This is a genomic window from Micromonospora sp. NPDC049497 (assembly GCF_044465805.1).
GTDB lineage: Bacteria > Actinomycetota > Actinomycetes > Mycobacteriales > Micromonosporaceae > Micromonospora.
The window spans coordinates 20,816-47,371 of sequence record NZ_JBITMC010000017.1 but is presented as its reverse complement, the minus strand read 5'-3'; the positions used below and the strand labels follow the sequence as shown (position 1 = coordinate 47,371).

The 26,556-nt window shown below is 72.8% G+C and carries 25 protein-coding genes, 1 tRNA gene and 1 pseudogene; 11 read left to right on the top strand and 16 right to left on the bottom strand.

All coding sequences use genetic code 11. The features are described 5' to 3' along the window. Positions 1 to 80: 80 nt before the first annotated feature. The gene (locus ACIBR0_RS21895) at positions 81 to 1,748 is read right to left on the bottom strand and encodes an MDR family MFS transporter (protein WP_396718435.1); all 1,668 of its coding nucleotides are present in this window, start codon (positions 1,746 to 1,748) and stop codon (positions 81 to 83) included. A gap of 96 nt (positions 1,749 to 1,844) precedes the next feature. Between ACIBR0_RS21895 and ACIBR0_RS21890 the strand changes: the two genes are divergently transcribed. From ACIBR0_RS21890 to ACIBR0_RS21880, 3 genes are read left to right on the top strand one after another with little or no spacing between them, the layout of a single operon-like run. Next, positions 1,845 to 3,122, top strand: a complete 1,278-nt coding sequence (locus ACIBR0_RS21890; protein ID WP_396718589.1) for an MFS transporter — start codon at positions 1,845 to 1,847, stop codon at positions 3,120 to 3,122. Positions 3,123 to 3,151: 29 nt separating this feature from the next. Then, entirely contained in the window at positions 3,152 to 4,975 is a 1,824-nt protein-coding gene (gene rfaE2 / locus ACIBR0_RS21885; protein ID WP_396718432.1) for a D-glycero-beta-D-manno-heptose 1-phosphate adenylyltransferase, read from the top strand. Then, a complete protein-coding gene (locus ACIBR0_RS21880; RefSeq protein WP_396718430.1) occupies positions 4,972 to 5,850 on the top strand; it encodes a glycosyltransferase family A protein in 879 nt (292 codons plus the stop codon). Before rfaE2 ends, ACIBR0_RS21880 begins: the two co-directional genes overlap by 4 nt. Positions 5,851 to 5,949: 99 nt before the next feature. Here the strand turns inward: ACIBR0_RS21880 and ACIBR0_RS21875 are convergent, their stop codons facing one another. Genes ACIBR0_RS21875 through ACIBR0_RS21865 form a run of 3 tightly spaced genes read right to left on the bottom strand, consistent with a single transcriptional unit; the run spans position 5,950 to position 8,112 of the window. Then, complete coding sequence (locus ACIBR0_RS21875) at positions 5,950 to 7,050, bottom strand: glycosyltransferase family 9 protein (protein WP_396718427.1); 1,101 nt, start codon at positions 7,048 to 7,050, stop codon at positions 5,950 to 5,952. 7 nt (positions 7,051 to 7,057) lie between these two features. Then, positions 7,058 to 7,606, bottom strand: coding sequence for an Hsp20/alpha crystallin family protein (locus tag ACIBR0_RS21870; protein ID WP_396718424.1), 549 nt, complete (start codon positions 7,604 to 7,606; stop codon positions 7,058 to 7,060). Then, positions 7,603 to 8,112, bottom strand: coding sequence for a DUF2231 domain-containing protein (locus ACIBR0_RS21865; RefSeq protein ID WP_396718422.1), 510 nt, complete (start codon positions 8,110 to 8,112; stop codon positions 7,603 to 7,605). Before ACIBR0_RS21865 ends, ACIBR0_RS21870 begins: the two co-directional genes overlap by 4 nt. A gap of 149 nt (positions 8,113 to 8,261) precedes the next feature. On the opposite strand from ACIBR0_RS21865, the gene ACIBR0_RS21860 reads away from it, so the two are divergent. The 3 genes and pseudogenes from ACIBR0_RS21860 to ACIBR0_RS21850 form a co-directional block, all read left to right on the top strand. Continuing rightward, positions 8,262 to 8,879, top strand: coding sequence for a pyridoxamine 5'-phosphate oxidase family protein (locus ACIBR0_RS21860; protein ID WP_396718420.1), 618 nt, complete (start codon positions 8,262 to 8,264; stop codon positions 8,877 to 8,879). A gap of 109 nt (positions 8,880 to 8,988) precedes the next feature. After that, positions 8,989 to 9,864, top strand: coding sequence for an SAP domain-containing protein (locus tag ACIBR0_RS21855; RefSeq protein WP_396718418.1), 876 nt, complete (start codon positions 8,989 to 8,991; stop codon positions 9,862 to 9,864). A 155-nt stretch (positions 9,865 to 10,019) separates the two neighbouring features. Then, a pseudogene (locus tag ACIBR0_RS21850) lies at positions 10,020 to 10,469 on the top strand (SRPBCC family protein); the annotation flags it as partial. Positions 10,470 to 10,837: 368 nt separating this feature from the next. On the opposite strand, the gene ACIBR0_RS21845 reads toward ACIBR0_RS21850, so the two are convergent. From ACIBR0_RS21845 to ACIBR0_RS21835, 3 genes are all read right to left on the bottom strand, one after another. Beyond that, positions 10,838 to 11,173: a phosphoribosyl-ATP pyrophosphohydrolase gene (locus ACIBR0_RS21845; RefSeq protein WP_396718416.1), complete on the bottom strand. Its 336-nt coding sequence runs from the start codon at positions 11,171 to 11,173 to the stop codon at positions 10,838 to 10,840. A 34-nt stretch (positions 11,174 to 11,207) separates the two neighbouring features. Beyond that, positions 11,208 to 11,612 (bottom strand): VOC family protein, encoded by a 405-nt coding sequence (locus tag ACIBR0_RS21840; RefSeq protein WP_357028565.1) that lies wholly within the window; start codon positions 11,610 to 11,612, stop codon positions 11,208 to 11,210. A gap of 130 nt (positions 11,613 to 11,742) precedes the next feature. Next, positions 11,743 to 12,915: a CapA family protein gene (locus ACIBR0_RS21835; RefSeq protein ID WP_396718413.1), complete on the bottom strand. Its 1,173-nt coding sequence runs from the start codon at positions 12,913 to 12,915 to the stop codon at positions 11,743 to 11,745. A 175-nt stretch (positions 12,916 to 13,090) separates the two neighbouring features. On the opposite strand from ACIBR0_RS21835, the gene ACIBR0_RS21830 reads away from it, so the two are divergent. Beyond that, positions 13,091 to 13,528: an iron chaperone gene (locus ACIBR0_RS21830; protein ID WP_396718410.1), complete on the top strand. Its 438-nt coding sequence runs from the start codon at positions 13,091 to 13,093 to the stop codon at positions 13,526 to 13,528. 9 nt (positions 13,529 to 13,537) lie between these two features. On the opposite strand, the gene ACIBR0_RS21825 is transcribed toward ACIBR0_RS21830, so the two are convergent. Beyond that, positions 13,538 to 13,984 carry a hypothetical protein gene (locus ACIBR0_RS21825; RefSeq protein WP_396718407.1) on the bottom strand — a complete coding sequence of 149 codons (447 nt, stop codon included), beginning with the start codon at positions 13,982 to 13,984 and terminating at the stop codon, positions 13,538 to 13,540. A gap of 174 nt (positions 13,985 to 14,158) precedes the next feature. On the opposite strand from ACIBR0_RS21825, the gene ACIBR0_RS21820 reads away from it, so the two are divergent. Further along, complete coding sequence (locus tag ACIBR0_RS21820; RefSeq protein ID WP_396718404.1) at positions 14,159 to 14,803, top strand: GNAT family N-acetyltransferase; 645 nt, start codon at positions 14,159 to 14,161, stop codon at positions 14,801 to 14,803. Between the two features lie 91 nt (positions 14,804 to 14,894). On the opposite strand, the gene ACIBR0_RS21815 is transcribed toward ACIBR0_RS21820, so the two are convergent. Next, positions 14,895 to 14,968: transfer RNA gene (locus tag ACIBR0_RS21815), tRNA-Thr, on the bottom strand. A 135-nt stretch (positions 14,969 to 15,103) separates the two neighbouring features. Between ACIBR0_RS21815 and ACIBR0_RS21810 the strand changes: the two genes are divergently transcribed. Next, positions 15,104 to 16,873, top strand: a complete 1,770-nt coding sequence (locus ACIBR0_RS21810) for a metallophosphoesterase family protein (RefSeq protein WP_396718401.1) — start codon at positions 15,104 to 15,106, stop codon at positions 16,871 to 16,873. A 99-nt stretch (positions 16,874 to 16,972) separates the two neighbouring features. Here the strand turns inward: ACIBR0_RS21810 and ACIBR0_RS21805 are convergent, their stop codons facing one another. From ACIBR0_RS21805 to tmk, 6 genes are all read right to left on the bottom strand, one after another. Then, positions 16,973 to 17,812, bottom strand: coding sequence for a stage 0 sporulation family protein (locus ACIBR0_RS21805; RefSeq protein WP_396718399.1), 840 nt, complete (start codon positions 17,810 to 17,812; stop codon positions 16,973 to 16,975). Between the two features lie 68 nt (positions 17,813 to 17,880). Continuing rightward, positions 17,881 to 18,567: a hypothetical protein gene (locus ACIBR0_RS21800; protein ID WP_396718397.1), complete on the bottom strand. Its 687-nt coding sequence runs from the start codon at positions 18,565 to 18,567 to the stop codon at positions 17,881 to 17,883. Then, the gene (locus tag ACIBR0_RS21795) at positions 18,567 to 18,872 is read right to left on the bottom strand and encodes a hypothetical protein (RefSeq protein WP_396718395.1); all 306 of its coding nucleotides are present in this window, start codon (positions 18,870 to 18,872) and stop codon (positions 18,567 to 18,569) included. The genes ACIBR0_RS21800 and ACIBR0_RS21795 overlap by 1 nt, the downstream gene beginning before the upstream one ends. Position 18,873: 1 nt before the next feature. Beyond that, positions 18,874 to 19,203: a YbaB/EbfC family nucleoid-associated protein gene (locus ACIBR0_RS21790; protein ID WP_396718392.1), complete on the bottom strand. Its 330-nt coding sequence runs from the start codon at positions 19,201 to 19,203 to the stop codon at positions 18,874 to 18,876. Between the two features lie 121 nt (positions 19,204 to 19,324). Beyond that, positions 19,325 to 20,542 (bottom strand): DNA polymerase III subunit delta', encoded by a 1,218-nt coding sequence (locus ACIBR0_RS21785; protein WP_396718389.1) that lies wholly within the window; start codon positions 20,540 to 20,542, stop codon positions 19,325 to 19,327. Continuing rightward, the gene (gene tmk / locus ACIBR0_RS21780) at positions 20,542 to 22,851 is read right to left on the bottom strand and encodes a dTMP kinase (protein ID WP_396718386.1); all 2,310 of its coding nucleotides are present in this window, start codon (positions 22,849 to 22,851) and stop codon (positions 20,542 to 20,544) included. The genes ACIBR0_RS21785 and tmk overlap by 1 nt, the downstream gene beginning before the upstream one ends. Positions 22,852 to 22,991: 140 nt before the next feature. Here tmk and ACIBR0_RS21775 point away from each other — a divergent pair, with 140 nt between their 5' ends. Beyond that, positions 22,992 to 24,209, top strand: coding sequence for an amino acid deaminase/aldolase (locus ACIBR0_RS21775; protein ID WP_396718383.1), 1,218 nt, complete (start codon positions 22,992 to 22,994; stop codon positions 24,207 to 24,209). Between the two features lie 97 nt (positions 24,210 to 24,306). On the opposite strand, the gene ACIBR0_RS21770 is transcribed toward ACIBR0_RS21775, so the two are convergent. After that, positions 24,307 to 24,909: a TetR family transcriptional regulator gene (locus ACIBR0_RS21770; RefSeq protein WP_396718587.1), complete on the bottom strand. Its 603-nt coding sequence runs from the start codon at positions 24,907 to 24,909 to the stop codon at positions 24,307 to 24,309. A gap of 225 nt (positions 24,910 to 25,134) precedes the next feature. Between ACIBR0_RS21770 and ACIBR0_RS21765 the strand changes: the two genes are divergently transcribed. Then, positions 25,135 to 26,448, top strand: coding sequence for a D-arabinono-1,4-lactone oxidase (locus tag ACIBR0_RS21765; protein ID WP_396718380.1), 1,314 nt, complete (start codon positions 25,135 to 25,137; stop codon positions 26,446 to 26,448). Positions 26,449 to 26,556 lie beyond the last annotated feature (108 nt).

Below are 26,556 nucleotides of genomic sequence, written 5' to 3'. Positions count from 1 at the left end.
GCGACGGCTCCTCCCCATAGGACGTCCACACCCGCGATTGCGTTACATGATCGACAGTCGCCCGCATCGGGATACCTCAATCAGAGCAGCGTCTGGCTCTTCGCCTCCATGTCGGCGGCGGCCTCCTCCTTCGACTCCTTGGCCAGCGGCTTCCCACCCGCCGCGGGAGCCTCGCCGCCGAGGCCGTCGGTGCCGCCGGTGGCGCCCCCCGGGCCCGCGCCACGCAGCTTCTCGTTCGGCAGGGCCAGAGTGACCAGGACCGCCACGATCGCGATCAGCCCGGTGGTCAGGAAGACCAGGTGCAGCGACTCGACGAAGGCGACCTGGACCGCGGCACGCACCGGGGCGGGAAGCGCCAGGATGGTCGCCGGGTCGTTGATCGAGACGTCCGCGCCGCCGCCGGCCGCGACCGCCGCCCGCTGGTCCGGCGGAAGCTGCGCGACGGCACCCGGCAGCCGGTCGGCCAGTTCGGCGGTGAGCCGCGAGGAGAGCAGGGCACCGAGGATCGCCACCCCGAACGACCCGCCCAGCGACCGGAAGAACGTGGCCGACGAGGTGCCGGCACCGAGGTCACGCATGGACACCGCGTTCTGCACGGCGAGGATCAGCGACTGCATGCACAGGCCCAGGCCGACGCCGATGACCACCATGAAGCCGAAGGCCACCCAGAGCGAGGTGTCCACCTCCAGCCGGGTGAACAGCAGCATCCCGACCGTCAGCACCGCCGCGCCGACCACCGGGAACCACTTGTACCGGCCGATGCGGCTCATCGCCCGGCCGGTGAGCACCGAGGTGACGATGATGCCGGCCATCATCGGCAGCATGAGCAGACCACTGCGGGTCGGCGAGGCGCCCTTGACGATCTGCAGGTAGAGCGGGATGAAGATGATCGACCCGAACATCACCAGACCGAGCACGAAGCCGGCCGCGTTGGCCAGCGCGAAGGTCGCGCTGCGGAACAGCCGCAACGGCAGGATCGGCTCGGCGACCCGCGCCTCCTGGACCACGAAGAGCACCCCGAGCACCGCGCCGGCGACGAAGAGCCCGACGATCACGCCCGAGCCCCAGGCGTACTCGTTGCCGCCCCAGCTCAGGGCGAGCAGCAGGCAGCTCACCCCGGCCACCAGCAGCCCGGCGCCGAGCCAGTCGATCGCGTGGTCCCGGCGGGTGAACGGGATCAGCCGCAGCACCCGGGAACAGACCGCGAGCGCGAGGATCCCCAGCGGCACGTTGATGTAGAAGATCCAGCGCCAGTCGGTCTCCGCGAAGTACCCGCCGACCAGCGGGCCGGCCACCGACGCGATCCCGAACACGGCGCCGAAGAGGCCCTGGTAACGGCCGCGCTCGCGGGGTGACACCACGTCCGAGATGATGGTGAACGCCAGGGTCAGCAGGCCACCCGCGCCGAGCCCCTGGATCCCCCGCGTGACGATCAGCTGGGTCATGTCCTGCGACAGGCCGGCCAGCAGCGAGCCCAGCAGGAACGTGCCGATCGAGAAGAGGAACACCGGCCGCCGCCCGTACAGGTCGGCCATCTTCCCGTACAGCGGGGTCGAGGCGGTGGAGGCGAGCAGGTACGCGGTCACCACCCACGAGTAGTGGTTGATGCCGCCCAGCTCACCGACGATCGTCGGCAGGGCGGTGCCCACGATGGTCTGGTCGAGCGCGGCGAGCAGCATGCCGGTCATCAGGCCGAACATCAGCAGCCGGATCTGACGCCGGTGCAGCACCGGGGCTTCCGTGGTCATCCCGCCTTCTTTCCCTGCCGGTCGCGAACATGCGCGCACACCAGGAAAAACCCGTCGACAGGCCATCGGGTGTCGGCCAGCATGCCGTCCGTGGAGATGCTCCGCCGGATGGCGCTGGATGTCACCCCGCTGCGCACCTCGCGGGACTTCCGCCTCGTCTTCGCCGCCGCGGGAGTGTCCGGCTTCGGGTCCTTCATCACGTACGTCACCGTGCCGTACCAGGTGTACCAGCTCACCGGTGACCCCCTGCTGGTGGGGCTGCTCGGGGTCTGCGAACTCGTACCCCTGCTGGTGATGGCCTTCGTCGGCGGCGCGCTCGCCGACTTCCTGGACCGGCGGCTGCTGGTGCTCGGCGCGGAGGTCGGCTTCACGCTGCTCTGCGGCGTACTCCTGCTGAACGCCCTGGGTTCGGAGCCGCAGCTGTGGTTGCTCTACCTGGTGGCGGGCCTGACCGCGGCCCTCGACGGCCTGCAACGGCCGGCGCTGGAGGGTCTGACGCCGCGCGTCGTGACCCCCGACGAGATTCCCGCGGCGAGCGCCCTGAACTCGCTGCGCATGCAGATCGCGCAGCTCGGCGGACCGGCCGTCGCCGGTGTGCTGATCGCCAGCGTCGACCTCGTCTGGGTGTACGCGATCGACCTGGCCACCTTCGCGTTCTCGCTGGTCTGCCTCGCGCTGGTCCGCGCGGTGCCACCGCCGCCGGCCGCCGACCGGCCGTCGCTGCGGTCGGTGGTGACCGGCATCCGGTACGCGCGCAGCCGCCCCGAACTGCTCGGCACCTACCTGGTGGACATCAACGCGATGTTCTTCGGCATGCCCCAGGCGCTCTACCCGTTCATGGCGGAGAAGCTGGGCGGGCCGGCCGTGCTCGGCCTGCTCTACGCCGCCCCGGCGGTCGGTTCCCTGCTGGCCACGCTCGGCTCCGGCTGGACGGCGCGGGTGCACCGGCACGGCCTGATGGTGGTTCTCGCCGCCGGCGCGTGGGGTCTGGCGATCGTCGGCTTCGGCCTCGTCGGCTCGCTCTGGGCGGCGCTGTTCTTCCTCGTCCTGGCCGGCGCGGCGGACATGGTCTCCGGGCTCTTCCGGATGATCATCTGGAACCAGACCATCCCCGACCACCTGCGCGGACGGCTCGCCGGCATCGAGCTGCTCTCCTACTCGACCGGTCCGCTGCTCGGCCAGCTCCGCTCCGGACTGGTGGCCCGCACGCCGCTGGGCGTGCAGGGCTCGATCGTCTCCGGCGGCGTCCTCTGCGTCGTCGGCACCGTCGCCCTGGCGGCGGCCCTACCCGCGTTCCTCCGCTACGACGGCCGTCAGGGCCGGGCCCGCAAGGAAGCCAAGGACAGGGCCTGGGTCGAGGCAGCCCAGGTTTGACCCGCCGGACCCGGGGGACCCCGAAGGGCATGGCAGGAGCAGCAGCGGAACAGCGCCGGCTCGCCAGCGTCGTGGAGAGCTGGCTGGGGCGGCCCGTCCTGATCCTCGGTGACGCCATGCTCGACGAGTGGCGGTTCGCCGAATCCGACCGGCTCTGCCGGGAGGCACCCGCACCCGTCCTCACCCTGCGGCGGCGGATCTCCGCCGCCGGGGGCGCCGCGAACACCGCGGTGAACGTGGCCGCGCTGGGCGGCCGGGCCGCGCTGGTGGCCCCGGTCGGCGCGGACGCCGCCGGGGACGAGCTGCACGACTGCCTGGACCGGGCCGGCGTCTGGGACCGCACGGTCGGCCTGCACGGCCGGCCCACCGCGGTGAAGCGCCGGATGCTCGCCGGAAACCAGATCCTGCTGCGGGAGGACTCCGGCGACCCGGACGACGCGCTCGACCACGAGGGTGTCGAACAACTGCTCGCCGCGCTGGACTGCGCCACCGAGGAACTGCGCGCCGCCAGCGGGGAGGCACCGACCCTGGTCGTCTGCGACTACGGGCTGGGCGGGCTGCCCGCACCGGTCCGCACCTGGCTGGTGGACAACCGGGAGCGGTACGCGACGGTCGCGCTCGACGCCCACGACCTGGCCGACTGGCGGGGACTCGCGCCCACCGTGGTCACCCCGAGCTTCGCCGAGGCGACACGTCTGCTGGCCCGCGCCGCCGCCGACTCCCCGGCCCGGCCGGCCGGCGCCGACCTGCACCTGGACCACCCCGACGGCGACCCGTCCGACGGCCCGTCCGAGCTGACCGTCGGCGTCGCCCCCGGCGAGGGGACGGTCGGCGTGGCCTCCGGCGGCGGCCCGGCCGGCGGGATCACGCGGCCCGGCGGCCCGACCCGGTTGGGGCCCACCGGTGAGCCGACACCCGGCGAGGACCGGGTCGCCATGACCGGGGACGGCCTCAGCGTCACCGGTACCGGCGTGACCGTGAACACGGACGCGGGTGAGGGGGTCGACCGGGCGGTGCTCGCCGAGTCCCGCCTGGCGGAGCTGCGGGCGCACACCGGGGCCGAGGTGGTCGCGGTGACCCTGGACACCGACGGGGCGGTGGTCGGCGGGCCCGACGGCGAACGCCGCCGCAGCCACAGCACCCCGGTCCCGGCGAGCCACGCGGTGGGTGCCGGGGACGCGTACCTGGCGGCGATGACGCTGGCGCTGGCCGCCGACGCGCCGCTGCCGACAGCCGCGCAGCTCGCCCAACTCGCCGCCACGATCACCGTCTCGGACACCGGCACCTGCGTGTGCCGCCGCGAGGACCTGCTCGCCGCGCTGGACGCCCCGCTCGACACCGCCGGCCGGCCCGCGCTGGTCGGTGCCGCCGAGCTGGAGACCCTCGTCGAGGAGCACCGGAGCGCCGGCCGGTCGGTGGTGTTCACCAACGGCTGCTTCGACGTGCTGCACCGCGGTCACGTCCGCTACCTGGAGCAGGCGCGGGCGCTCGGTGACCTGCTGGTGGTGGCCGTCAACTCCGACGGGAGCGTACGCCGGCTCAAGGGCGCGGACCGGCCGGTGAACCCGGTCGAGGACCGGGTCGCCCTGCTGGCCGCCCTGGCCTGCGTCGACCACGTGGTGGTCTTCGAGGAGGACTCGCCGGCCCGCCTCATCGAGGTGGTCCGCCCCGACGTGTACGTCAAGGGCGGCGACTACCCGCCCGAAATGGTCCCCGAGGCCCCGCTGGTACGCCGGCTGGGTGGGCAGGTACGCACCCTGGGGTACGTGCCGGACCGGTCCACGTCGGCGATCATCGACCGGATCCGGGCGCACGGGCAGGACGTCTCCTCCCCGGTGGCGGGTCAGGCGTGAACCGGCCGCTCGACCTCGGCCCGCCCGAGGACTTCCGCGCCGCGCGCCACCTGGACGTGCTGATCCCGACCCGCAACCGGCCCGCCGAACTGGCGGTCACCCTCTCCGGGCTGGCCGCGCAGGAGGGCGTCGGGGACTTCGGGGTGGTGGTCAGCGACCAGTCCGACGGCGAGGCCGCGTACCGGCATCCGGCGGCGGCGACCATGGTCCGGGCGCTGCGCCACCGGGGACACCCGGTGCTGCTGACCCGCCGGCTGCCCCGGCGCGGACTGGCCGAGCACCGGGCCGCGCTGCTGGCCGCCTCCGCCGCCCGGTACGTCCTCTGCCTCGACGACGACGTCTGGCTGGAACCGGGCACCCTGCGCCGGTTGGTCACCGCGATCGAGGAGCTGGGCTGCGGCTTCGTCGGCAACGCGGTGCACGGCCTGTCGTACGCCGACGACGTGCGGCCGGAGACGCACCGGCACTACGAGGAGTGGGACGGGCCGCCGACGCCGGAGCGGATCCGGCCCGGTACGCCGGAGTGGGAGCGGGCGTCGATCCACCCGGCGGCGAACCTGCTGCACGTGACGCAGAAGCTCCGCCTGGCGCCGGGCGCGTGGCGCGCGTACAAGGTCTCCTGGATCGGCGGGTGCGTGCTGTACGACCGGGCGAAGCTGGTCGACTCGGGCGGGTTCGAGTTCTGGCGGCAGGTGCCGGACAACCACCAGGGCGAGGATGTCGCCGCCCAGCTCGCCGTGTTGGCGCGCCACGGCGGCGCCGGTGTCCTGCCCAGCGGCGCGTACCACCTGGAGTCGCCGACCACGGTCACCGAGCGCGACGTGGAGGCCTGGGAGGTCGTGCTCGCCGACGAGGACGCTCCTCAGCCGGCCTGACGCCGTCCCTGCCGGCGGGCGTTCCGTGCCGGCGTTCTTGCCGGCGGGTGTTAAGAAGGGGCCCTTCCTCTACCGCAGGCGTTAAGAAGGGGCCCTTCCTTACAGCAGTTCGCGGGCCGCTTCCAGCACCTCGACCAGCGGCACGTCGGTCACGAACGAGTCCCGGTGCGGGCACTCGCCGTCCCCCGCCCGGTGCGGGTAGATGCCCGGGGTGCAGTCCATACCGCACACCGGACAGTGGACGGTCCAGGAACTGATCGGGCGATGCCGGGCGCGCAGCGGGGTCGCGGTGTTGATGAGGTTGCCGACCCAGAAGATGCCGACGGTCGCCGTACCGACCGCGGCGGCCAGGTGCAGCGGGCCGGTGTCGTTCGAGACCACCAACTCACATCCGGCGTAGCAGCCGGCCAGCCCACCGAGACTGAGCGTGCCGACCTGGGGACGGACCGGCACCCCGGCCTCCTCCACCACCCGGTCCACCACCTCCCGCTCGGCGGGCGTGCCGGTGACCAGCACCTCGTACCCGTCGCCGTGCAGCTCGCGGGCCACCTCGCCGAAGCGCTCCGCCGGCCACCGGCGCCGGGTGTCGGTGGCGCCGGGATGCAGCGCCACCCGGGGTCGCTCCGCCGGGCCCAGCACCTCGTCCGCCTCGGCCAGGTCGGCATCGGTCACCGCGAGCGTCGGCACGATCGTCGTGGCCGGGGCACCGACCAGCGCCGCCACCTCCAGATAGCGGATCACCTCGTGCTGGTAGTAGACGTACCGGATCCAGCGGTCCAGCGGCGGCGCGTCCTCGGCGCGGAGACCGGCGGTGATCCGCGCGCCGAGCCCGCTGACGACGGGGTTGGAGTTCGCCCCGCCGCCGTGCACCTGCAACGCCAGGTCGAAGCGTTCCTTGCGGGCCGCCGCCAGGAAGTCCTCCAGCGTCGACTCCGGCTCGCCCGGATCCGGCGCCCGGATCCCGGGCGCCGGCGGTACGACCAGGACACGGTCCACCGGGCCGGGCCGTTCGCGCCAGAGCTTCGCGTGCCAGGGCGCGCCGATCAGGACGATCTCCGCCTCCGGGTACGCGGCCCGCAGCGCGTCCAGCGTGGGCAACACGAAGATGAAGTCACCGAGCGCGTTCGCGCGCAGCACCGCGATCCGTTCCACGCCGGGCACACGCTCGGCGGTCGGGCCGAGCAGGTTCGGGGTGACCACGTGTCCGTTACGGCCGGTCGGTCTCGATCGAGGTGTCCGGGTGGTGCAGTTCCCGGTCCGCGGCGGGGTCGATCACATGCGGCGTACCCCCGGAGGTGCCCGTGTCGCGCGGTCCGGCACGGCCGACGGTGATGGTGCGCGGCGCGGGCCGGGACGCCCGGGGCAGGTGGACGCGCAGCAGACCGTGGTCCATCACCGCGTCGATGGCGTCGGGGTCGACGCGGGACGGCAGGTCGACGCGGTACTCGAAGCCCCGGGTCTCGAAGCCGCCCGGGATGCCGTGGTCGGCGTTGACCTCCGCCTCGGAGCGGGCACGGACGCACAGTTCCCGGTCGTCCAGCTCGACCGCCACCTCCTCCGGCGCCACGCCGGGCAGCCGGACGACGACCTGCCAGCCGTCGCCGGTCTCGCTGAGCTCCACGTCCGGCTGGTGGCCGGACCGCCCGCCCACCAGCCGGCTCAACTCGGACCGCAGGGACTGCAACTCGCCCATCGGGTCCCAGCCCTGTTGCCGGCCACGCCAGCCCCGACCGAAACCACTGCTTTGCTCGCTCATCGCTGCACCTCTCCGATCCGATGGGTGGTCGCCGGCGGCCGCAGGGAACTGGGGGCGTCCAGGCCGGCCTCCCGGTCCACGCCGACACCGAGGCGGTCGACCAGTTCACCGCCGAGCCAGGCACTGACGCCGAGGATGGCCAGCGCGACCACCTCGATGGCGATCAGCGCGCCGCCGGCCGCCCGCGAGTCGGCGTTGAGCCGGACCACCCAGACCGCGGCGAAGAGCAGGATCACCGCGACGTTGGCCGCCGCGTGGGTGAGCGCCACCCGCTTCGCGCGGGTGCCGGTCGGGATCGCCAGCAGGTCGAACGTCCCGGCCACCGCGGCCAGCAGGCCGACGGCGAGACCGACGGTGATGTTCCAGTACGCGACCTCGCCGAGGAAGTCCGGCCCGCCCACGGTGTCGACGACGTCGAAGAGCACCGCGGTGACGAGCAGGCCGACCGGGAACATCACCAGCATCGGGTGGACCGGGTGGCCCAGCACCTTGAGTCGGCTCTCCATGACCGGGCCTCCACTGCTCGTGTTCCGCCGGCGGGTCGCGTGAGGCGGTACCCCCGGCACCCGGGGACAAACCTCGCGCTGGTGGCGCCCGCCTAGGCTGGCGAACGGTGGCTCTCCGCCACCGGGGTCAACGGTCGGGGGAGGAACACGTGACGGTGGAGATCACGACACACGAGGAACTGCGCGAGCTGCTCGGTACGCCGGGGCCGCGCGCCGCCGCGAAGGAACGCACCCGGCTGCACGAACGGGACCGGCAGTGGCTGGCCGCATCGCCGTTCTGCCTGGTCGCGACCGCCGGTACGGACGGCACCTGCGACGTCTCCCCCAAGGGCGACCCGCCCGGGTTCACCCTGGTGCTGGACGACACGACCGTCGCCATTCCCGAACGACCGGGCAACAAGCGGGCGGACGGCTACCGCAACATCCTGGACAACCCGCACGTCGGGCTGCTCTTCCTGATTCCCGGCCGCACCGACACCCTGCGGATCAACGGCCGCGCCCGCCTGGTCCGGGACGCGCCGTTCTTCGACGACATGGTGGTGAAGGGCCACCGGCCGGTCCTCGCGGTGGTCGTGGAGATCGAGCAGGTCTTCTACCACTGCGCGAAGGCGTTTCTCCGTTCGGAGCTGTGGCGGCCGGAGACCTGGGCCCCGGACGCCCTGCCCACCCGGGCGCGTCTCGTCAAGGAGGTCGAGGCGCCGGCCGAGAGCCTGGAGGACCTGGAACGGCACTACGGTCCGGAGTACGTCAAGAAGATCTACGTCTGACCAGCGCCACGTTTGAGTCCCCGCCTCGGGGTACTGATTTCTTCCGACGGCCCGCCGCGCCTCGCGGCGCCATCCCCTGGACACGGGTCGAAGGAAGGACGTGCCTCCCATGCCCACGCGAAACAGCTCGGGATCGACCGCGACCAAGAACCCGCCGGGCAACCAGACCCCCAACACGCCCGACATCAACGAGAGTGAGATCGCCCGGCTCACGGTCGACGACCTGCGCAGCCGGCTCCGTCGCCGCGGGGTCATCGACACCGCCGACATGAAGAAGGACGACCTGGTCAAGGCCCTGATCAAGGCCATGAAGAGCGGCGCCAGCAGCTCCTCCGGCGGCGCGAAGTCGACCGGCGGCGGCGCGAAGGCCGGCGGCTCTGACGGCCGCGCGTCGGACAACCCGCCCGGCAACCAGACGCCGAACACCCCGGACATCAGCGAGAGCGAGATCGACCGGCTCAAGGTCGACGAGCTGCGTGCCCGGCTCCGCTCCCGGGGCGTCACGGACACGGCCGACATGAAGAAGGACGACCTGGTCAAGGCCCTGATCAAGGCCATGAAGGGCAGCTCGCGCGCCACGGGCGGCTCCGGCGCGTCCGGCTCCTCCGGCGGCGGTGTCCGGACCGGCTCCCACACGTCCAGCTCGGTCAGGTACTCGCAGGAGATCACCTCCGTCGACGACGAGGCGGAGCGGCCGGGCCGCAGCCTCGTCACCACCGACCACGACGTCATCCGGCAGTGGGCCGAGGCCCGCAAGGGGGTGCCCTGCACCGTGGACGGGACCGAGCACGACGGTCACGCGGGTGTGCTGCGCTTCGACTTCCCGGCCGGCGGCCGGGAGGACCGGCTGCGCGAGATCAGCTGGGAGGACTGGTTCGACGCCTTCGACCGGCGTCGGCTGAACTTCATCTATCAGGAGGAGCGCTCCGACGGTAAGCAGAGCAACTTCTTCCGCCTGGAGAGCCCCGACCGCGAGGACGGCTGACCCCATCTCGTACGCCGGACAGGCCCGGACCAGCACCCGCTGGTCCGGGCCTGTTCCCGGTCCGCACTGGACGGTCGTGAGGTTCCTGGTTGGGTGCCCTCGCCCAGGGTAGGAGTTCTGGTGACAGAGGTTCGACCTGACGAGAGGATTTGCCCATGACCACCAAGGTCGAGAAGTCCATCGAGGTCCAGGTCCCGGTCAGCACCGCGTACAACCAGTGGACGCAGTTCGAGGAGTTCCCCCGCTTCATGGGGGGCGTCCGGGAGGTCCGGCAGCTCGACGACAAGCGGATGCACTGGGTTGCCGAGATCGCGGGCGTGCAGCGCGAGTGGGACGCGACCGTCCTGGAGCAGGTGCCCGACACGAAGGTCGCCTGGGCGGCCACCGAGGGCGCGACCAACGCCGGTGCCGTCTACTTCTCCCCGGTCGGCGTGGACCGCACCATGGTGCGGCTCCACCTGGAGTACGAGCCGGAGGGCCTGGTCGAGAAGGCCGGCGACAAGCTGAACGTCGTCGAGAAGCAGGCCGAGTCCGACCTGAGGAAGTTCAAGTCGTTCATCGAGAACCGGGGTGCCGAGACCGGATCCTGGCGCGGCACCATCGACAGCGGTGTCGGCGTCGGCACGCCGGGCGTCGAGGACGCCGCGGCCACCCGGGGTGACAGCGGCAAGGCCGGCGTGTCCGGTAAGGCCGTGGCCGCCGGTGCCGCGGTGGCCGGAGCGGCGGCGGCTGGTGCCGCAGCGGCCGTGAAGCACCGCTCCGGCAGCGACGAGGACGACGAGCCGACCACCACCACGACCGAGACGGAGTACGTCGTCACCGACGTCCCGGAGAGCGGCGTCGGCTACACCGGCGCCCCCGACCCGCGGCGCGGCCTCTGACAGGCCGCTGCGCGTCCCCTGTCCAGGGCCCGGCCGGCCCCGCGCGTCCTTCGTCGACGTGGCGGGCCCGCCGGGCCCTCGCGCGTCCGCCGTCAGCGGACCTCCTCCAACCACACCCGCTCGGAGAAGCCGCCGCGCGCGGCCTTCTTCTCCCGCGCCGCCCGCGTCACGTCCTCCTCCGTGAAGCCGTACGCGGTGGTCAGCGCGGACAGCACCTCGTGCACGTCGGCCAACTCCTCCAGCCGCTCCTCCGGCTCGGCGAGCCCCAGCTCGGTGGCTTCCTCGTGCAGCTTGGCGAGCAGCGCGGGCACCAGCTCGGCGACGGTCAGCACCCGGGTCGCCGGGACGCGGCCGGCGGCCTCGACGATCTCCGGTATGCGGTCCCGGACGAGCTTGCGGTGGACGACGGCCTCCCGTTCGACACTCATCCGGCCATCCTGCCCGGCACCTCCGACACCGCCGTCAGGCCGCGTCCGCCCGCACCGTCCACAGGTGCCCGTCCGGGTCGACGAAGCTGCCCTCGTACCCCCAGGGTTTGTGCCCCGGCTCGGTGACCGCGCGCGCCCCCGCGGCACGCGCCTGGCCGACCAGCTCGTCGGCGTCGCCCTGGGTGCCCACGGTCAGGGCGAGCAGGCACTCGCTCCGGTCGGGGCCTGCGATCTCGCGGTCACCGATCACCCACCCGAAGCCCTCGGCCGGGATCAGCATGAGGCGCAGGCCGGGATTGACCTGGAACTGCAACGGCTCCGGAACGCCGTCCTCCGCCGGCTCGCCGATCGCGACGAGGCCGAGGGCGGCCTGGTAGAAGCGGTACGAGGTGGAGCGATCGGCGATGGGCAGGGCGACGACGACGGGCGCGTACTCCACGGGGCTACCTCCGGTGGTGGCTGAATGACGGATCACCAGATTCGACCGGCCAGAGCCCCGGAAGTCACCGCTCAGCGAGGATTTCGTCCGATGGGGGTGAGGCGTCCTCGTCCGTCGAGGCGCGGGAGCGTCAGTACGGCGCCCGCAGGCCCGCAGCGAGTGCCCCGCGCATGTCCACGTAATCCATGATCCGCTTGTGGATCCGGGCGTAGTCGGCCCGCCGCCAGGCGGGCAACCGGGGATCCGCGGAGGCGGTGCCGAGATCGATCACCCGGGCCGCAGGCCGGTACTCCATCCACGTCGGCAGGACGGTCACCTCGGCCACCTCCCACCTCCCCGCCGCGGTACGGCGGAACGTGAACTCCGGGACCACCGCGTCCTGCGTGTTCTCCGGCGAGTCGTCGCCGAACCGGGTCGTCAGGTTGCCCATCCCGTAGGCGACCCACTTCGCGCCGATCTTCTCGAAGGGCTGCACCACGTGGGCATGGTGGCCGACGATGAGGTCGATCTCGGGTGCGGCCAGCAGTTGCTGGGCGAGGTCGTGCTGGTCGCCGTTCGGCTCGTTCCGGTACTCGGTTCCCCAGTGCATGGAGAGGATGACGATCTCCGCTCCGGCCGCGCGGGCCCGCCGGGCCTCGGCGAGGATGGCGTCCCGGTCGATCCGGTTGGCGGCCCATGGCCGGCCGGCGGGCAACTCGATGTCGTTGAAACTGAGGGTGTACGACAACTGGCCGACCTTCACCCCCGCCACGTCGAGGATGTTCGGTCGGGCGGCCTCCGCGGCGCTCCGGGCCGTGCCGGTGTGGCGGAGTCCGACCCGGTCCAGGTTGTCCAGCGTACGGGCGATGCCCGCCACCCCGGTGTCCAGTGAGTGGTTGGAGGCGGTGGAGCAGGTGTCGAAACCGGCCCAGGCTGCGGCGTCGGCGAGTTGCGGCGGCACGCTGAAGGCCGGCCATCCGGTGAACGGGCCGGCGGGCTCCGCCAGCGGGGTCTCCATGTGACAGATGGCGAGATCGGCGGCACTGACCCGGTTCCGGACCGCCGCGAGCACCTGCGTGAAGTCGTGGCCCTCCCGTCCGCTGCGCCGCGCGTCGGCCGCGGCCTGCTCGGTGAGCGCCGGGTGGACCAGCAGGTCACCCGCGGCCACGACGGTCAGCTCCGTCCTGGGTGCGGGCGCGGCGGTCGCGGTCGCCGTCGCGGTCGCTCCGGGCGTGATCGGCCCCGGCGGCTGACTGGCCTCTGGCGCATCGCAGGCGGCGAGCGCCAGAACCGCGAAGAGCGCTATACCGGCTTTTGCCTTCATAGCGGACATACTGCTTGCCGGTGCGGCCTCGGGTGGGGCGAATGCCGAAAGGGCCGAGGTGGCCGGTCCCGATCCGATCAGGAATCGAGAAGCCTCCCGGGTTCCGTCAGTCCTAGCCTTCTCTTCAGTTGGCCGGCAGCACGCCGAGCCTTGAGCGTCGAGAGGCAGGTCCGAGATGACCACGAAGCAGTCTGACGGCTTCACCGCCGAAGAGCGTGCCGCGATGAAGGAGCGCGCCGCCGAGCTGCGCGCCGAGGGCAAGAAGGGCGCCAAGAAGGCCGACGGACTACAGGCGGTCCTCGACCGGATCGCGCAGATGGCGCCGGAGGATCGTGAGCTCGCCGAGCGCGTGCACGTGACGGTGACCGCCAACGCCCCGGACCTGTCGCCGAAGACCTGGTACGGGATGCCCGCCTACGCCAACGCGGACGGCAAGATCGTCGTCTTCTTCCAGGACTCCGGCAAGTTCAACTACCGGTACTCGACCCTGGGCTTCCAGGACACGGCCAACCTCGACGAAGGGGACATGTGGCCGGCGTCGTACGCGCTCCAGCGGTGGAGCCCCGCGGTGGAGAAGAGGGTCGCCGAGTTGGTCAAGGCCGCGGTCTCCTGATCGGATTAGCTAGGCGTCATGGGCGCGCTGCTTACGCCATCCGATTGCCGCACCGGCGGCCGCCGCAACGGCGAATACGGGCGTCATGAGGATGGGCAACACATAGCCGAAACCTTCGAGCCCGTCGCCCCAGCCGCCCTCGACATAGCGATCGACCACGACTGCAGGCAGGGCGAACTGAGGCCCGACAGCTGCGATGACGGCAACAACCGCCAGCTTCGGGTAGCGGCGGGATGCCAGGTACACCGGCACGAAGAGAAGGAACCCCGCCAGCCACCATGTGGGTTCCGCGAATTCGGTGTTGTAGGAGCTGCCCTCCAGGTGAGTGACGCCGCTGGCGGTCTGCAGAGCCAGCACGACCAACGTGGTGGAGATGAGGAGGACGCACAGTAGCGCCCGTCCTGCCGGGACGAAGTTGGACCGTTCCCGCTGCCGCGCTGGTCTTTCCTCGTCCATCACAGGATCATGGCCGTAGCGGGGAGACTCGTCCAGACCCGCCTGCCTGCTCGACCGCGCCTACGAAGAGCACGGGAATCGGCGCATGGGGAGAAGCGGCGGAATCGGAAGGGGCGCGGACAGCGCCCAGGGAAACCGGATGCGGCGGCGGGGCGGGCTAACTACCGTGCGGGCGTGGCCCACACCTATCCCCCGCTGAACGTCGAGGTCCGCACGCCGCGCCTTACGCTGGCCGGCGCGTCCGACGAACTGCTGGAACGTCTCGTGCCGCTCGTGCGGGCCGGGGTCGCCGACGCCGAGCCGTGGCCGTTCGACGACCCGATCTCGTTCTACGCCGACAGCCCCGAACGCGAATGGCAGTGGCTACGCGGTATCTGGGCCGGCCGCGGCCGCGTGAGCGCGGATTCGTGGCGGCTGTACTTCGCCGTGCTCGTCGACGGCGAACCGGTCGGCATGCAGGACCTCACCGGAACGAACTTCACGCGGTTCGGCACGGTGTCCAGCTTCTCGTGGCTGGCCCCCGGCAGCCGCGGACAGGGGCTCGGCAAGGAGATGCGCGCGGCGATCCTGCAACTGGCCTTCGCAGGGCTGGGCGCACGCGAAGCCGGCAGCGACGCCTTCGTCGACAACGAAGCGTCCAACCGCATCTCCCGTGCCCTGGCCTACGAACCGAACGGCACGGACTGGGACACCCGCCGCGGCGAACCCGCGCGGATCCAGCGGTGGCGGCTCACTCGGGATGCGTGGGAACGGGTCCGCCGAGGCGACATCGAGCTGACCGGCGTCGAGGAGTGCCTGCCCGTCCTGGGGATCAGCTAGCGGAGCGCGATCACCACTTGGGGACCGGGGGGGTGTGATCAACCTCGGGAAACGGCAGAAGCCCAGGTCTCTGACCTGGGCTTCTGTGCCGAGCCGCCTGACGGAATCGAACCGTCGACCTACGCATTACGAGTGCGTCGCTCTAGCCGACTGAGCTAAGGCGGCAACGATCGTCAAGTGTAGTGCACGCCCCTAGCTCCGGCCGAACGGGATCCCTCCCACCCGCGGTAACCGGACGGACGGCGCGATCGGACGTCCACCGGACAGCGACCCCGGCGCGTCGGTACTACGCTCCGGCGGATGACGGACGATCCCGAGCCGCCCGGCGAGGCCACCCCATCCGGTCCGCACGCCAGCGAGGCCGCCGGCGGACGGCAGGCCCGCCGTCCGCGCAGCACCGACCCGCAGGAACTGGGCTTCACACCGCGCGGGCCGGTCCCGTGGCTCGCGCCGTTCCTGCTGATCAGCACCGGCATCCGTACGCTCCTCGCGATGCTTTTCGGTGCGTACCTGGACAAACGGGAGCTGCAGAACGCCCTCGACGCGAAGATCGGTAAGCAGATCGGCCCGGACGGCGGGCTCTGGCTGGATTACGTGGCCGACCTGGGCGACGGCTTCAACGCCACCTACTCCGTCGCGTACCTGCTGGCGCAGCCGGAGCTGGAGGTCGACGGGCATCGGCTGCCCCGCGCACAGACCCTGGTGATGGGCGGCGACCAGGTCTATCCGTCGGCGGCGTACGAGGCGTACGAGGATCGCTGCAAGGGTCCCTACCAGGCGGCGCTCCCGGTCACCCCCTCAGCGCGGCCCACGTTGTTCGCCGTGCCCGGCAACCACGACTGGTACGACGGCCTGACCGCGTTCCTCCGGCTGTTCGTCCGGTCCCGGGACCGGCACTTCGGCGGCTGGGGCACCGGCCAGTCCCGCTCGTACTTCGCGGTGGAACTGCCGGCCGGCTGGTGGCTGCTCGGCCTCGACGACCAGTCCGGGTCGTACCTCGACGATCCGCAGCTCACCTACTTCGACACGGTCGCCGAGCGCCTGGGGCCGCAGAGCAGGGTGATCCTGGCCGTGCCGGCACCGACCTGGGTCAAGGCCGTCGACCATCCCACGGCGTACGACTCGATCGACTACTTCATCCGCACGATCGTCGCGCCGACCGGGGCGCAGGTACGGCTGCTCGTCTCCGGCGACCTGCACCACTACGCCCGGTACGCCGGTCCGGACCGGCAACTGGTCACCTGCGGGGGTGGCGGCGCGTACCTCTACCCGACGCACAAGCTCCCGGAGCGGATCGAGGTGCCGCCGCGCGACACCCTGGCCCGGCGCGCCAGCGTCTCCCACCCGTACGACCTGGCGGGCCGCTACCCGGACGCGAAGCGGTCCCGGCGGTACGGGTGGGGGATCTTCGGCCGGCTGCCGCTGCGCAACCCGGGCTTCACGACGCTCCTCGGCACCGTGCACACGCTGCTGATGCTGGCGATGGCCGGCGTCGCGACGCATCGCGAGGGGACCGACCAGCGACTGTTCAGCGTGCCGCTGGTGGCGATGCTGCTGGTGACGCTGCTCGGCGCGGCCGTCTTCGCGAAGCCGCCGAGCGCCGGCGGCAAGCGGCACGTCCGGCACTGGATCCTCGGGGTCGCCCACGGCACGGCCCACCTAGGGCTCGCCGCCCTGGGCACGTGGGCCTGGCTGTCGCTGCCGTTCTACGACTGGCCGTGGCCGCTGCCGGTGGCGGCCGCGGCGGTGCTCTACGGCCCCGTGATCGGACTGGTGGCCAGCCAGGTGGTGGCCGCGTACCTGCTGGTCGCCGGCGCCTTCGGGGTGAACGTCAACGAACTCTTCGCCGGTCAGGGCATCGAGGACGCCAAGGCGTTCCTGCGGATGCGCATCGACCCGGACGGCACCCTCACGCTCTACCCGATCGCGGTCGACCGCGTGTCCCGCGACTGGCAGGTGAACCCCGACCAGTCCCCCACCTCCAGCTGGCTGACCCCGAAGACACCCCTACACCCCCGCCTGGCCGAACCCCCCGTCCGCATCTCCGGACCAACCCCGCCACAGGGTTGATCAAGGGGTTTTCGCCAGCGGGGCCACGGATCCTGACGCAAACCTCTTGATCAACGCGGAGGACGGGTGGGGGTGGGGGTGGGGGGTGGGAGATCGGGGTTAGGGGTTGTAGTGCTGGTCGTGGGACTGGCGGGGGGCGCAGACGGAGGCGCGGGAGCAGGAGCAGCGGGAGCCGTCGGCGTCCAGGCGGACGGTGACCGCGTCTCTCGGGACGCTGTGGCCGACCACCCGGCCGTCGCCCTCGGGTGTGGTCACGCGGGTGCCGACGGCCGGTGCCGACTCCTGGAAGCGTTGGTAGAGGGGATGTTCGTACTTCAGGCAGCACATCAGCCGGCCGCACGCACCGGAGATGCGCAGCGGGTTGAGCGGCAGGTCCTGGTCCTTCGCCATCCGGATGGTCACCGGCTCGAAGTCGGTGAGGAACGTGGCGCAGCACAGGTCCCGACCGCAGGAGCCGATTCCACCCTGGACGCGGGCCGAGTCCCGGGCGGAGAGCTGGCGCAGCTCCACCCGGCAGTGCAGGGTCGCCCCGAGGTCACGGACCAGCGACCGGAAATCCACCCGGTGCGGCGCGGTGAAGTAGATCGTGCTGCGCTCGCTGCCGCTCTCGGCCCCGCCGAGCACGTGGTCGACGGCGACCACCTTCATCGGCAGGCCGTGCTCCCGGATGAGCCGCTTCGCGGCGACCTTCGCCTCGGCCTTACGCCGGCGCAGCGCCTCGTCGCGGCGGAGGTCCTCCTCCTGGGCGAGCCCCGCCAGCCGGGGGAACCCCTCGGTCTCCTCGGAGACCCACTGGGCGGCCCAGACGCACTCGGCCACCTCCGGCCCGTCGTCGGTCGGCACCAGCACCTTGTCGCCCACCTGAGGGCGCAGGTCACCCGGGTCCAGGTAGTAGAGGCGCCCGTACCGCTGGAAGCTGACCGCGCAGAGCATGCCCATCCACTCACCCTACGTCCGCCGTCCGGCACCGGCCCGCCGGCGTCGCGGTACGGCTACCGCCCGTGGCGTCACCAGCCGACGCGCGTGGGGCTGTCGTAGCGGGTGCGCTCGGCCGCCGGTGCCCGCCACCGGGACTCGGCCAGGCTGGGGGCCCACTCCCGCAGGATCGTCTCCGCCCCGTCGTACGCGACGCAGAGCACCGCCAGCACCCGCGCGGCGATCTCGGCCGCCTCGACTCCCCCCGGCGTCCCCGACGTGCTCCGACCCGTCGTGCCGACCGACACCGACGTGGCGGCGACGACCGCCACCGCCTCGGCCGAGCGGATCACGTCGGCCAGGGCCCGAGCCAGTGCCAGCCGACTGCCCTCCACCCAGGCGGCGAGCGCGTCGGCGTAGCCGGCGGTCGACTCCAGCCGCCCCACCAGGCTGTCCGGCCCCTCGTCGAGATGGTGCAGCAGGGCGGTGCGCGCCTGCCCGTACGCGGACGCGGCCGGCCCGGACCAGAGGACCGGGTCGGTCAGCGTGGCGGACACCTCGTCGTACCCCCGGACGAGCCGGCGCACCCCGTGGCCGGCGCCGGCCAACGGCGCCGGGTGCAGGTCGACGAAGTTGCGCACGGCCTCGCCGGGGAGCACCTGCATCCGGCGCAGCAGGGGCCAGACCCGGTGACCGTCGGGCGCGCCGGCGGCGAGCAGCGTGTCGACGCGGCGCAGCAGGTCCAGACCCGGCTCGGCGAGCCGGTCCAGCGCGTCCATCACACCTCCCCGGCCAGGCGCCGCCGGGCGGCCAGGTCGACGTCGGCGTAGCGGTCGGCGGCGTCCCGGACGGCGGACGCGGCGGCGGCGAGCCGGTGCGCGGCGGCGTGGGCCTCGCGGGCGCGGTCACCGGTGGCGGCCGTCCACTGCCGGTGCAGGGCGCGCCCGATCTCCCCCGGCCGGCCGGCGGCGTCGGCGCCGAACGCGGCCTGGGCGGGGTCGGCCGCGGTGACCGTGCGGGCCACCCCGGCCACGGTCTCGCCGGCCGAGTCCAGCCGCGCGGCGAGGGCTCGCAGGTCCTCCATCTCAGGCTCCCGCGAGCGGACGGTAGGCGGTGAACGTCTCGTTGTGCAGCTTCTCCCGGGCCCACTGGGCGGCGTCGGCCGCGGCGGTCACGGCGGCCTGCACGGACGCGGCGACGTCCCGGGGGTGACGGTTGTGCAGCGCGCCGAGGAAGCGCACGTCGGTGATGGAGCCCCCCGCCGTCACCACCACCTCCACCAGCCCGTCGGGCGAGCGCACGGTGACCTCGACCGTGGCGACCGCCTGGTCGAACTCGGCCTGGAGGGACTCGATGCGGCGGTAGCGCCGCACGGCCTCCTCGATCCAGGCCTCGTCGATCTCGCCCCGCGGCATCGGCGGACTCCTCCCCGGCGAACCTCACTCAGCGTGCCGCCACCGTCACCACGGCACACCGGACCGTACCGCACAGCAATCGCACGTGTCGATGCCTGTGGACAACGGGACGGCCGGGGTGTCAGCCCTTCCACAGGGCGAGCATCATCGCCTCCACGGCGATCCGCGGCTTGACGTTCGCCTCGATCGCCGCCCGGCACTCCAGCACCGCCTCCAGGCGGCGGAGCGCCCCCTCGGCGTGCCACCTCTGCGCGCCGGCCTCGGCGATCGCGGCGGTGTCGGTGTGCACCGGCGCGACGGGGGCGCGCAGCGCAATGGTGAGCGCGTCCCGGTAGAAACCGGCCAGGTCGACCAGCGCCCGGTCCAACGCGTCGCGCTGCGCCCGGGTCGCCCGCGACTTCTGCCGCCGTTCCAGGTCCTTCAGCTGCCCGGCGGCGCCCCGCATCGCACCGGCGGCGCCCCGGCCGGTGCCGCCCGCGCCGAGTGCCGTCTCCAGCGCGGCACGCTCGGCGGCGTCGCTCTCCGCGACCGACGCCTCGGCCTCCGCCTCGGCGGCCTCGATCAGTGCCGACGCCGCGTCGAAGGCGGCACCCACACCGGTCAGCCGGCGCGGCACCGCCAGGACCGCGTCCCGGCGCTTGCGCGCCTCGGGGTCACGGGCCAGCCGCCGGGCCCGACCGACGTGCCCCTGCGCGGCCGCCGCCGCCCAGCGCGCCACGTCCGGCGCGACGCCGTCCCGCCGGGCCAGCACCTCGGCCACCGCGTCGGGCGGCGGCTGCCGCAGCGGTACGACCCGGCAGCGCGACCGGAGGGTCACCGAGATGTCGTCCGGGTGGGTGGACGGGGCGCAGAGCAGGAAGACCGTACGCGGCGGTGGCTCCTCGACGGCCTTGAGCAGCGCGTTGCCGGCGGCCTCGGTGAGCCGGTCCGCGTCCTCGATCACGACGACCTGCCAGCGCCCGCCGGACGGGGTGCTCGCGGCCCGCAGCACCAGCGCCCGCATCTCGCCGACACCGATGGACAGCCCCTCCGGGACGACCAGCCGGACGTCGGCGTGGGTGCCGGCCATCGTGGTGTGGCAGCCGGGACAGGTGCCGCAGCCGGTGCCGTGCACGCACTGGAGAGCCGCCGCGAAGGCTCGCGCGGCGACCGACCGGCCCGAGCCGGGGGGTCCGGTGAAGATCCACGCATGGGTCATCCCGGCACCCGGATCGCCCGGGGCGGCGCCCTCCGGTGACGGGGCGGGGCCGCGCAGCACGGCGTTCGCCGCGACGGCGGCCCGGCGCAGCGTGTCGACCGCCTCGTCCTGCCCGACCAGGTCGGCGAAGGCGTCCGGCATCAGGTCCGATGCTCCATCGTCACCAGCTCCGAGTCGGATAACTCCGGCTGCACCGAGGTGTCCGGGCCGTGTGCGGGACGCGGGTGAACGATGCCGGCGGGGTTGCCGAGCATCCCCTCGACCCGCGTGGCGACCGCCTCGGCGAGCTCCTCCACCGGGCGGGAGGCGTCGAGCACCAGGTACCGCTTCGGGTCGTTCGCGGCGAGGTCGAGGAAGGCGTACCGGACGCGCTCGTGGAACGTGACCGACTCGGCCTCCAGCCGGTCCGGGCCCTCGCTGCGCGCCGCCACCCGGGACAGCCCGGTCCGCGGGTCGACGTCGAGGAGCACGACCAGGTCGGGCTTGAGCCCGCCGGTGGCCCAGGAGGACAGCCACGAGACCTCGTCGACCGGGAGCGTCCGCCCGGCGCCCTGGTACGCCAGGGACGAGTCGACGTACCGGTCGCTGATCACCACCGAACCCCGGACGAGGGCGGGCCGGACGACGGTGGCCACGTGGTGCGCGCGGTCGGCGGCGTACAGCAGCGCCTCGGCGCGGGGCGAGGGCGCGTCGGAGCCGGGCTGCCCGAGCAGCAGCGACCGGATCCGGTCACCGACGGTGGTGGCGCCCGGTTCGCGGGTGACCACCACGTCCCGGCCGGCGTCGCGCAGCCGGTCGGCCAGCGCCGCGAGCTGGGTGGACTTGCCGGCGCCCTCACCGCCCTCGAAGACCACGAAGAGTCCGGCGGAGACGAACGGCTCGGCCGGCATCAGCGGACGGCCCCGGATCGAGCCCCACAGGTCGGCCAGGACGGGGACGCCCTTCTTGTCGTCCATCTGGCCGAACGCGCTGATCCCGGCGAAGATGCCGGCGGCGCCGGCGGCCAGCAGGAGCAGGCGGGTGGACGAGATCGAGACGCCCAGGTCGGCGATCTCCAGCGTGCGGGAGCCGCCGACACCGGCGAGGAGGCTGCCCAGGCCGATCGCCAGGATCAGCACGAGCCGGGTGCCGATCTGCACCACCGCGAAGACCCGGCCGCGGACCTCGTCGGCGATCTCGCCGCCGAGCAGGGTCGTGCCGGAGAGGAAGGCCATGCCGGCCCCGGCGCCCACCAGGATCGCGCCGACCATCGCCATGGACAGGTGGATCGCGAAGGCCAGCGTCATCACCGAGGCGCTGGCGAGCACGATGCTCATGCCGAACCAGCGCCGCCGCGACATGTCCTTGACGATCATCGGGCCGAGCCCGATGCCGACCGCCAGGCCGATGAAGATCGCGCCGAAGAGCAGGTAGAAGGCGGCGTCACCGGCGCCCAGCGAGTTGGCGAAGAACCGGGCGGTGCCGATCACGATGCCGCCGCCGGCGAACGCGCCGAAGATGCCCAGCACCAGGCCCCGGACCAGCGGGGTCTTGCCGATGAACCGCCAGCCCTCGGTGAACTGGCGCAGCATGCTCTGCTCGGCGTGGTCCCGCTCGGCGGCCTGGCCCTGGCTGATCTCCCTGATGCCGAGCGCCACCACCAGGGCGGTGGCCAGCCGGGAGAACGCGTTGACCCAGAGCGCCAACTGGGCCGGTTCCGCCCAGTCGGGCGGTCCCCCGCTCAGCGCGCCCCGGACGACGCCGTCCAGGGCGGCGAGGACCAGCGCGGCGAGGACGGGGGTGAGGCCGTACGTGGTGATCAGCGTGAGCTGGTTGGCCGCCTCCAGCCGGGCGCGCGGGATGAGGTTGGGGACCGCGGCCTCCTTGGCCGGAATCCACAGCAGGGTGAGCGACTCGATCAGGAACGTCGCGACCAGCGCCCAGCCGACGACCGCGCCGCCGCTCGCGCCGAGCAGGGCGACCAGCGGGATCGAGGCGAACAGCACGAACCGTAGGACGTCGCAGATGACCATGGTCCAGCGCCGGTCGAACCGGTCGGCGAGCACGCCCGCGATCGGCCCCAGCACCAGGGCGGGCAGCAGCCGGATCGAGATGGTGGCACCGAAGGCCGCGCCCTTGGCCGTGCTGCCCTCGACCTGGGAGGCGGCGAAGACGGAGGTGGCGAGGAGGCCGAACCAGTCGCCGAAGGAGGCGGCGCCGAGGACGATCCAGAGCCGGCGGAACGGTCGGATCCGCAGAACCGAGCGGATCGCCGCGTAACCGGAGTGGTCGGGCTGCCCGCCGGGCTGGTTGCCGTTGCCGCCCCCGGAGACGCCGGACGTGGACGCGGCAGGCTGGTCGCCGGACGTGGGCCCGCCGGGCTGGTTTCGGGACGGCGACACGCCGGGCGACTCGCCGTTCTGCTGGCTTTCGATGGCCGTACCTCCACGTGGCGGCCCATCGCTGGGCATTCCCGGTGCAACACTCTAGACCCGGCGGGACGCTTCTCCGCCGCGACATTCTCCTGCTCGCCGAGCCTAGGCCGCCGCGACCACCGCCCGCAGCCCGGACAGAAGCGAGGGTATTTCGCATTGACCGCCGGACAGTTAGCGTGCAGACCGTGGCCACCGAAAGTGACATAGTTCGCGATCGACTCGACCGGGCGACCGCACACCTCGACCCGCCGTACGCGGTGGTCGACCTCGGGGCGTTCGACGCCAACGCGACGGCGCTGGTCGACCGCGCCGCCGGCAAGCCGCTGCGGATCGCGAGCAAGTCGGTCCGCAGCCGGGACCTGATCCGCCGCGCGTTGGGCCGGCCCGGCTGGCACGGCGTGATGGCGTTCACCCTCCCCGAGGCGATCTGGCTGGTCCGGGGCGGCGTGACCGACGACGCCCTGGTGGCGTACCCCACCGCCGACCGGTCGGCCATCGCCGAACTGGCCGCCGACCCGGCCCTCGCCGCGGCCGTGACCCTGATGGTGGACGGCACCGACCAGCTCGACCTCGTCGACGCCACGGTGCCACCGGGGCGACGGGCGGAGCTGCGGATCTGCCTCGACCTGGACGCCTCGTGGCGGCCACTGCGCGGGCGGGTACACGTCGGGGTCCGCCGCTCACCGGTGCACAGCGCCCGGGCCGCCGGGGCCCTCGCCGCCGCCGTCGCCGGCCGCCCCGGCTTCCGGCTGGTCGGCCTCATGTCGTACGAGGCGCAGATCGCCGGCCTGGGCGACGCACCGCCGGGGCGGGCGGTGCTCGGCTCCGCGATCCGGCTGGCCCAGCGCGGGTCGTACCGCGAGCTGCTGGCGCGCCGGGGCGCGGCGGTGGCCGCCGTCCGCGAGCACGCCGAGCTGGAGTTCGTCAACGGCGGCGGCACCGGCAGCGTGGCCGCGACCAGCGCCGATCCCGCGGTCACCGAGGTCACCGCGGGTTCGGGCTTGTACGGGCCGATGCTGTTCGACGCGTACCGTGCCTGGCGCCCGACCCCGGCGGCGTTCTTCGCCTGCGCGGTGGTCCGCCGTCCGGCGCCCGGCCTGGCGACGGTGCTCGGCGGCGGCTGGATCGCCTCCGGCCCGGCCGAGGCCAGCCGGCTCCCCCGACCGTGGTTTCCGGCCGGGCTGAAGCTGATCGGCACCGAAGGAGCCGGCGAGGTGCAGACGCCGCTGGCCGGCGCGGCGGCCGGGACGCTGCGGGTCGGTGACCGGGTGTGGTTCCGGCACGCCAAGGCCGGAGAGCTCGCCGAGCATGTCAACGAGCTGCACCTGGTGGACTCCGACGCCGTGATGGCCACCGTGCCGACCTACCGGGGCGAGGGACAGGCGTTCCTCTGACGTGTGGGCGGCCTCCCGCTCCCGATGCGTTCCGGGGGCGGGAGGCCGCCGGGTCCGGGCCGATTGCGGGCGGTCCGGGCGCCGGCTGGTCGCCTCGTCAGGCGGGCTGCACCACTTCGGCCCGCTCGGCCGGCCGGTCCACGATGTGCCGCGCGTCGACCTGCCGGTGCAGGTACTCCCGGATCAGTGCCTTCGCCTCGGTCAGCACCCGGTCGTCGCCGTCCTGCTGGCGACGGAACGCCAGCTTGATCAGCGCGTCGGCCGCCTCGACGGCGATCTCCAGGTAGAAGCGCAGCTCGGGGACGTCGGTCAGCCCGAAGCGCTCGGTGAGGACGCGGGCCAACTGGTCCGCGATCACCCCGTTGTTGTCCCGCTGCTCATCGAGCAGGTGCAGGTCGACCACGTCGCCGAAGTGCAGGGTACGAAATCCGGGAACGGTGCGGTGCATCGTGATGTACTCGTCGATCCCCGCGTCGACCCCGTCCCACCAGTGGGTCAGGTCGTCGGAGGCGAACCGCTCGTCGAGCCGCTGGAGGTAGGACTCCATGGTGCGTAGGGTCAGCGCCTGCACGATCGCCCGCTTGTCCGGAAAGAACTGATAGACCGACCCGATCGCCACCTCGGCGCGCTCGGCGAGCAGGGTCGTGGTCAGCCCCTCGTACCCCACCTCGTCGACGAGCTCAGCACAGGCATCCAGCATCCGCTGGACCCGCGCGACACTTCGACCCTGCACCGGAACGCGGCGCAGCGGCCCGGTCGTGGCGGCTGGTGTGGACACTCGGCGCCACCCCCCTTCGACGGATGAACATATCTGCACGTCACGAGTTCGTGACTACCGGTATAACGAGCGGGCCTCGATTGCGGTATTTACCAGGTACAACGTTCCTGATATGAAGTCAGTTCATATTCATGTCGAGGAGTTTCCATGGCCGGTACCGCTCTCTCCACCACCGGCTGGTCCAACTGGGCCGGCAACCAGCGTGCCACCGCCACCACCGTCCTTCACCCCACCACCCTCGACGAGGTCGTGGAGGCCGTCCGGGCCACCGCCGCCGTCGGCGGGACGATCCGGGCGGTCGGCAGCGGCCACTCGTTCACGGCCGTGGCGGTCACCGACGACCGGCGGATGGAACTGACCAGACTGGACACCGGCGTACGCGTCGACGCCGGTCGCCGACTCGTCACCGTACCGGCCGGGATGACGCTGCACACGCTCAACGACCTGCTCGCCGCGCACGGCCTCGCTCTGCCCAACCTCGGCGACATCGACGCGCAGACCGTCGCCGGTGCCATCTCCACCGGCACCCACGGCACCGGGGCCGCCTACGGCTGCCTGTCCACGTTCGTCGAGGCGCTCACGCTGGTCACCGGCACCGGCGAGGTGCTGCACTGCTCCGCCGACGAGAACCCGGACGTCCTCGCCGCCGCCCGCGTCTCCCTCGGCGCCCTCGGAGTGCTGACCGAGGTGACCCTGCGCTGCGTGGACGCCTTCGTGCTCCGCGCCCACGAACGGCCGGCGCCACTGACCGACGTGCTCGCCGAACTGCCCGACCTGGTGCCCCGTCACGACCACGTCGAGTTCTACTGGTTCCCGTACACCGACCGCGTCCAGGTCAAGACCAACGACCGGGTGCCCTCCGACGACCGGCCGCTGCCCCGTTGGCGCGGGTGGCTCGACGACGACCTGCTGGCCAACACCGTCTTCGCCGGTGCCTGCCGGCTCGGCCGTGCCGTCCCGGCGCTCGCACCCACGATCAGCGCGGTCTCCGCCCGGGCGCTCACCGAACGTGTCTACACAGGCCGGTCCGACGCGGTCTTCTGCACCCCGCGCCGGGTCCGCTTCATGGAGATGGAGTACGGGTTGCCGCGCGACGCCCTGCCCGAGGCGCTGGACGCGCTCCGGCGGATCGTCGACCGGCTCCCGTTCAAGGTCCTCTTCCCGGTCGAGGTCCGCTTCACCGCCGCCGACGACATCTGGCTGTCCCACGGACAGGGGCGGGAGTCCGCGTACATCGCCGTCCACCAGTACGTCGGCACGCCGTACGAGCCGTACTTCCGGGCCTTCGAGAAGGTGGCCACGGAGCTGGGCGGCCGCCCGCACTGGGGCAAGCTGCACTGGCGCGACGCGGAGTCGCTGGCTCCCGCGTACCCCCACTGGCAGGACTTCCAGCGCGTACGCGACCACCTGGACCCGAACCGCCTCTTCAAAACCCCCCACCTGACCCGGATCCTCGGCTGACCACCGCGATCTTGGTACGAAACGGCCCCTCCAGGGGCACTTTCGTACCAAGATCTCCTGGCTGTCCACAGGGGCAGACGGCAGCGCTGTCTGGTCGGCAGGGTTGGG

Excerpts from the sequence above, each read along its gene's own strand:
- ACIBR0_RS21895 (WP_396718435.1), bottom strand. The coding sequence starts at position 1,748 with ATGACCACGGAAGCCCCGGTGCTGCACCGGCGTCAGATCCGGCTGCTG.
- ACIBR0_RS21890 (WP_396718589.1), top strand. The coding sequence starts at position 1,845 with ATGCTCCGCCGGATGGCGCTGGATGTCACCCCGCTGCGCACCTCGCGG.
- rfaE2 (WP_396718432.1), top strand. The coding sequence starts at position 3,152 with ATGGCAGGAGCAGCAGCGGAACAGCGCCGGCTCGCCAGCGTCGTGGAG.
- ACIBR0_RS21870 (WP_396718424.1), bottom strand. The coding sequence starts at position 7,606 with ATGAGCGAGCAAAGCAGTGGTTTCGGTCGGGGCTGGCGTGGCCGGCAA.
- ACIBR0_RS21865 (WP_396718422.1), bottom strand. The coding sequence starts at position 8,112 with ATGGAGAGCCGACTCAAGGTGCTGGGCCACCCGGTCCACCCGATGCTG.
- ACIBR0_RS21855 (WP_396718418.1), top strand. The coding sequence starts at position 8,989 with ATGCCCACGCGAAACAGCTCGGGATCGACCGCGACCAAGAACCCGCCG.
- ACIBR0_RS21845 (WP_396718416.1), bottom strand. The coding sequence starts at position 11,173 with ATGAGTGTCGAACGGGAGGCCGTCGTCCACCGCAAGCTCGTCCGGGAC.
- ACIBR0_RS21835 (WP_396718413.1), bottom strand. The coding sequence starts at position 12,915 with ATGAAGGCAAAAGCCGGTATAGCGCTCTTCGCGGTTCTGGCGCTCGCC.
- ACIBR0_RS21830 (WP_396718410.1), top strand. The coding sequence starts at position 13,091 with ATGACCACGAAGCAGTCTGACGGCTTCACCGCCGAAGAGCGTGCCGCG.
- ACIBR0_RS21825 (WP_396718407.1), bottom strand. The coding sequence starts at position 13,984 with ATGGACGAGGAAAGACCAGCGCGGCAGCGGGAACGGTCCAACTTCGTC.
- ACIBR0_RS21810 (WP_396718401.1), top strand. The coding sequence starts at position 15,104 with ATGACGGACGATCCCGAGCCGCCCGGCGAGGCCACCCCATCCGGTCCG.
- ACIBR0_RS21805 (WP_396718399.1), bottom strand. The coding sequence starts at position 17,812 with ATGGGCATGCTCTGCGCGGTCAGCTTCCAGCGGTACGGGCGCCTCTAC.
- ACIBR0_RS21800 (WP_396718397.1), bottom strand. The coding sequence starts at position 18,567 with ATGGACGCGCTGGACCGGCTCGCCGAGCCGGGTCTGGACCTGCTGCGC.
- ACIBR0_RS21795 (WP_396718395.1), bottom strand. The coding sequence starts at position 18,872 with ATGGAGGACCTGCGAGCCCTCGCCGCGCGGCTGGACTCGGCCGGCGAG.
- ACIBR0_RS21790 (WP_396718392.1), bottom strand. The coding sequence starts at position 19,203 with ATGCCGCGGGGCGAGATCGACGAGGCCTGGATCGAGGAGGCCGTGCGG.
- ACIBR0_RS21785 (WP_396718389.1), bottom strand. The coding sequence starts at position 20,542 with ATGCCGGACGCCTTCGCCGACCTGGTCGGGCAGGACGAGGCGGTCGAC.
- tmk (WP_396718386.1), bottom strand. The coding sequence starts at position 22,851 with ATGCCCAGCGATGGGCCGCCACGTGGAGGTACGGCCATCGAAAGCCAG.
- ACIBR0_RS21770 (WP_396718587.1), bottom strand. The coding sequence starts at position 24,909 with ATGCTGGATGCCTGTGCTGAGCTCGTCGACGAGGTGGGGTACGAGGGG.
- ACIBR0_RS21765 (WP_396718380.1), top strand. The coding sequence starts at position 25,135 with ATGGCCGGTACCGCTCTCTCCACCACCGGCTGGTCCAACTGGGCCGGC.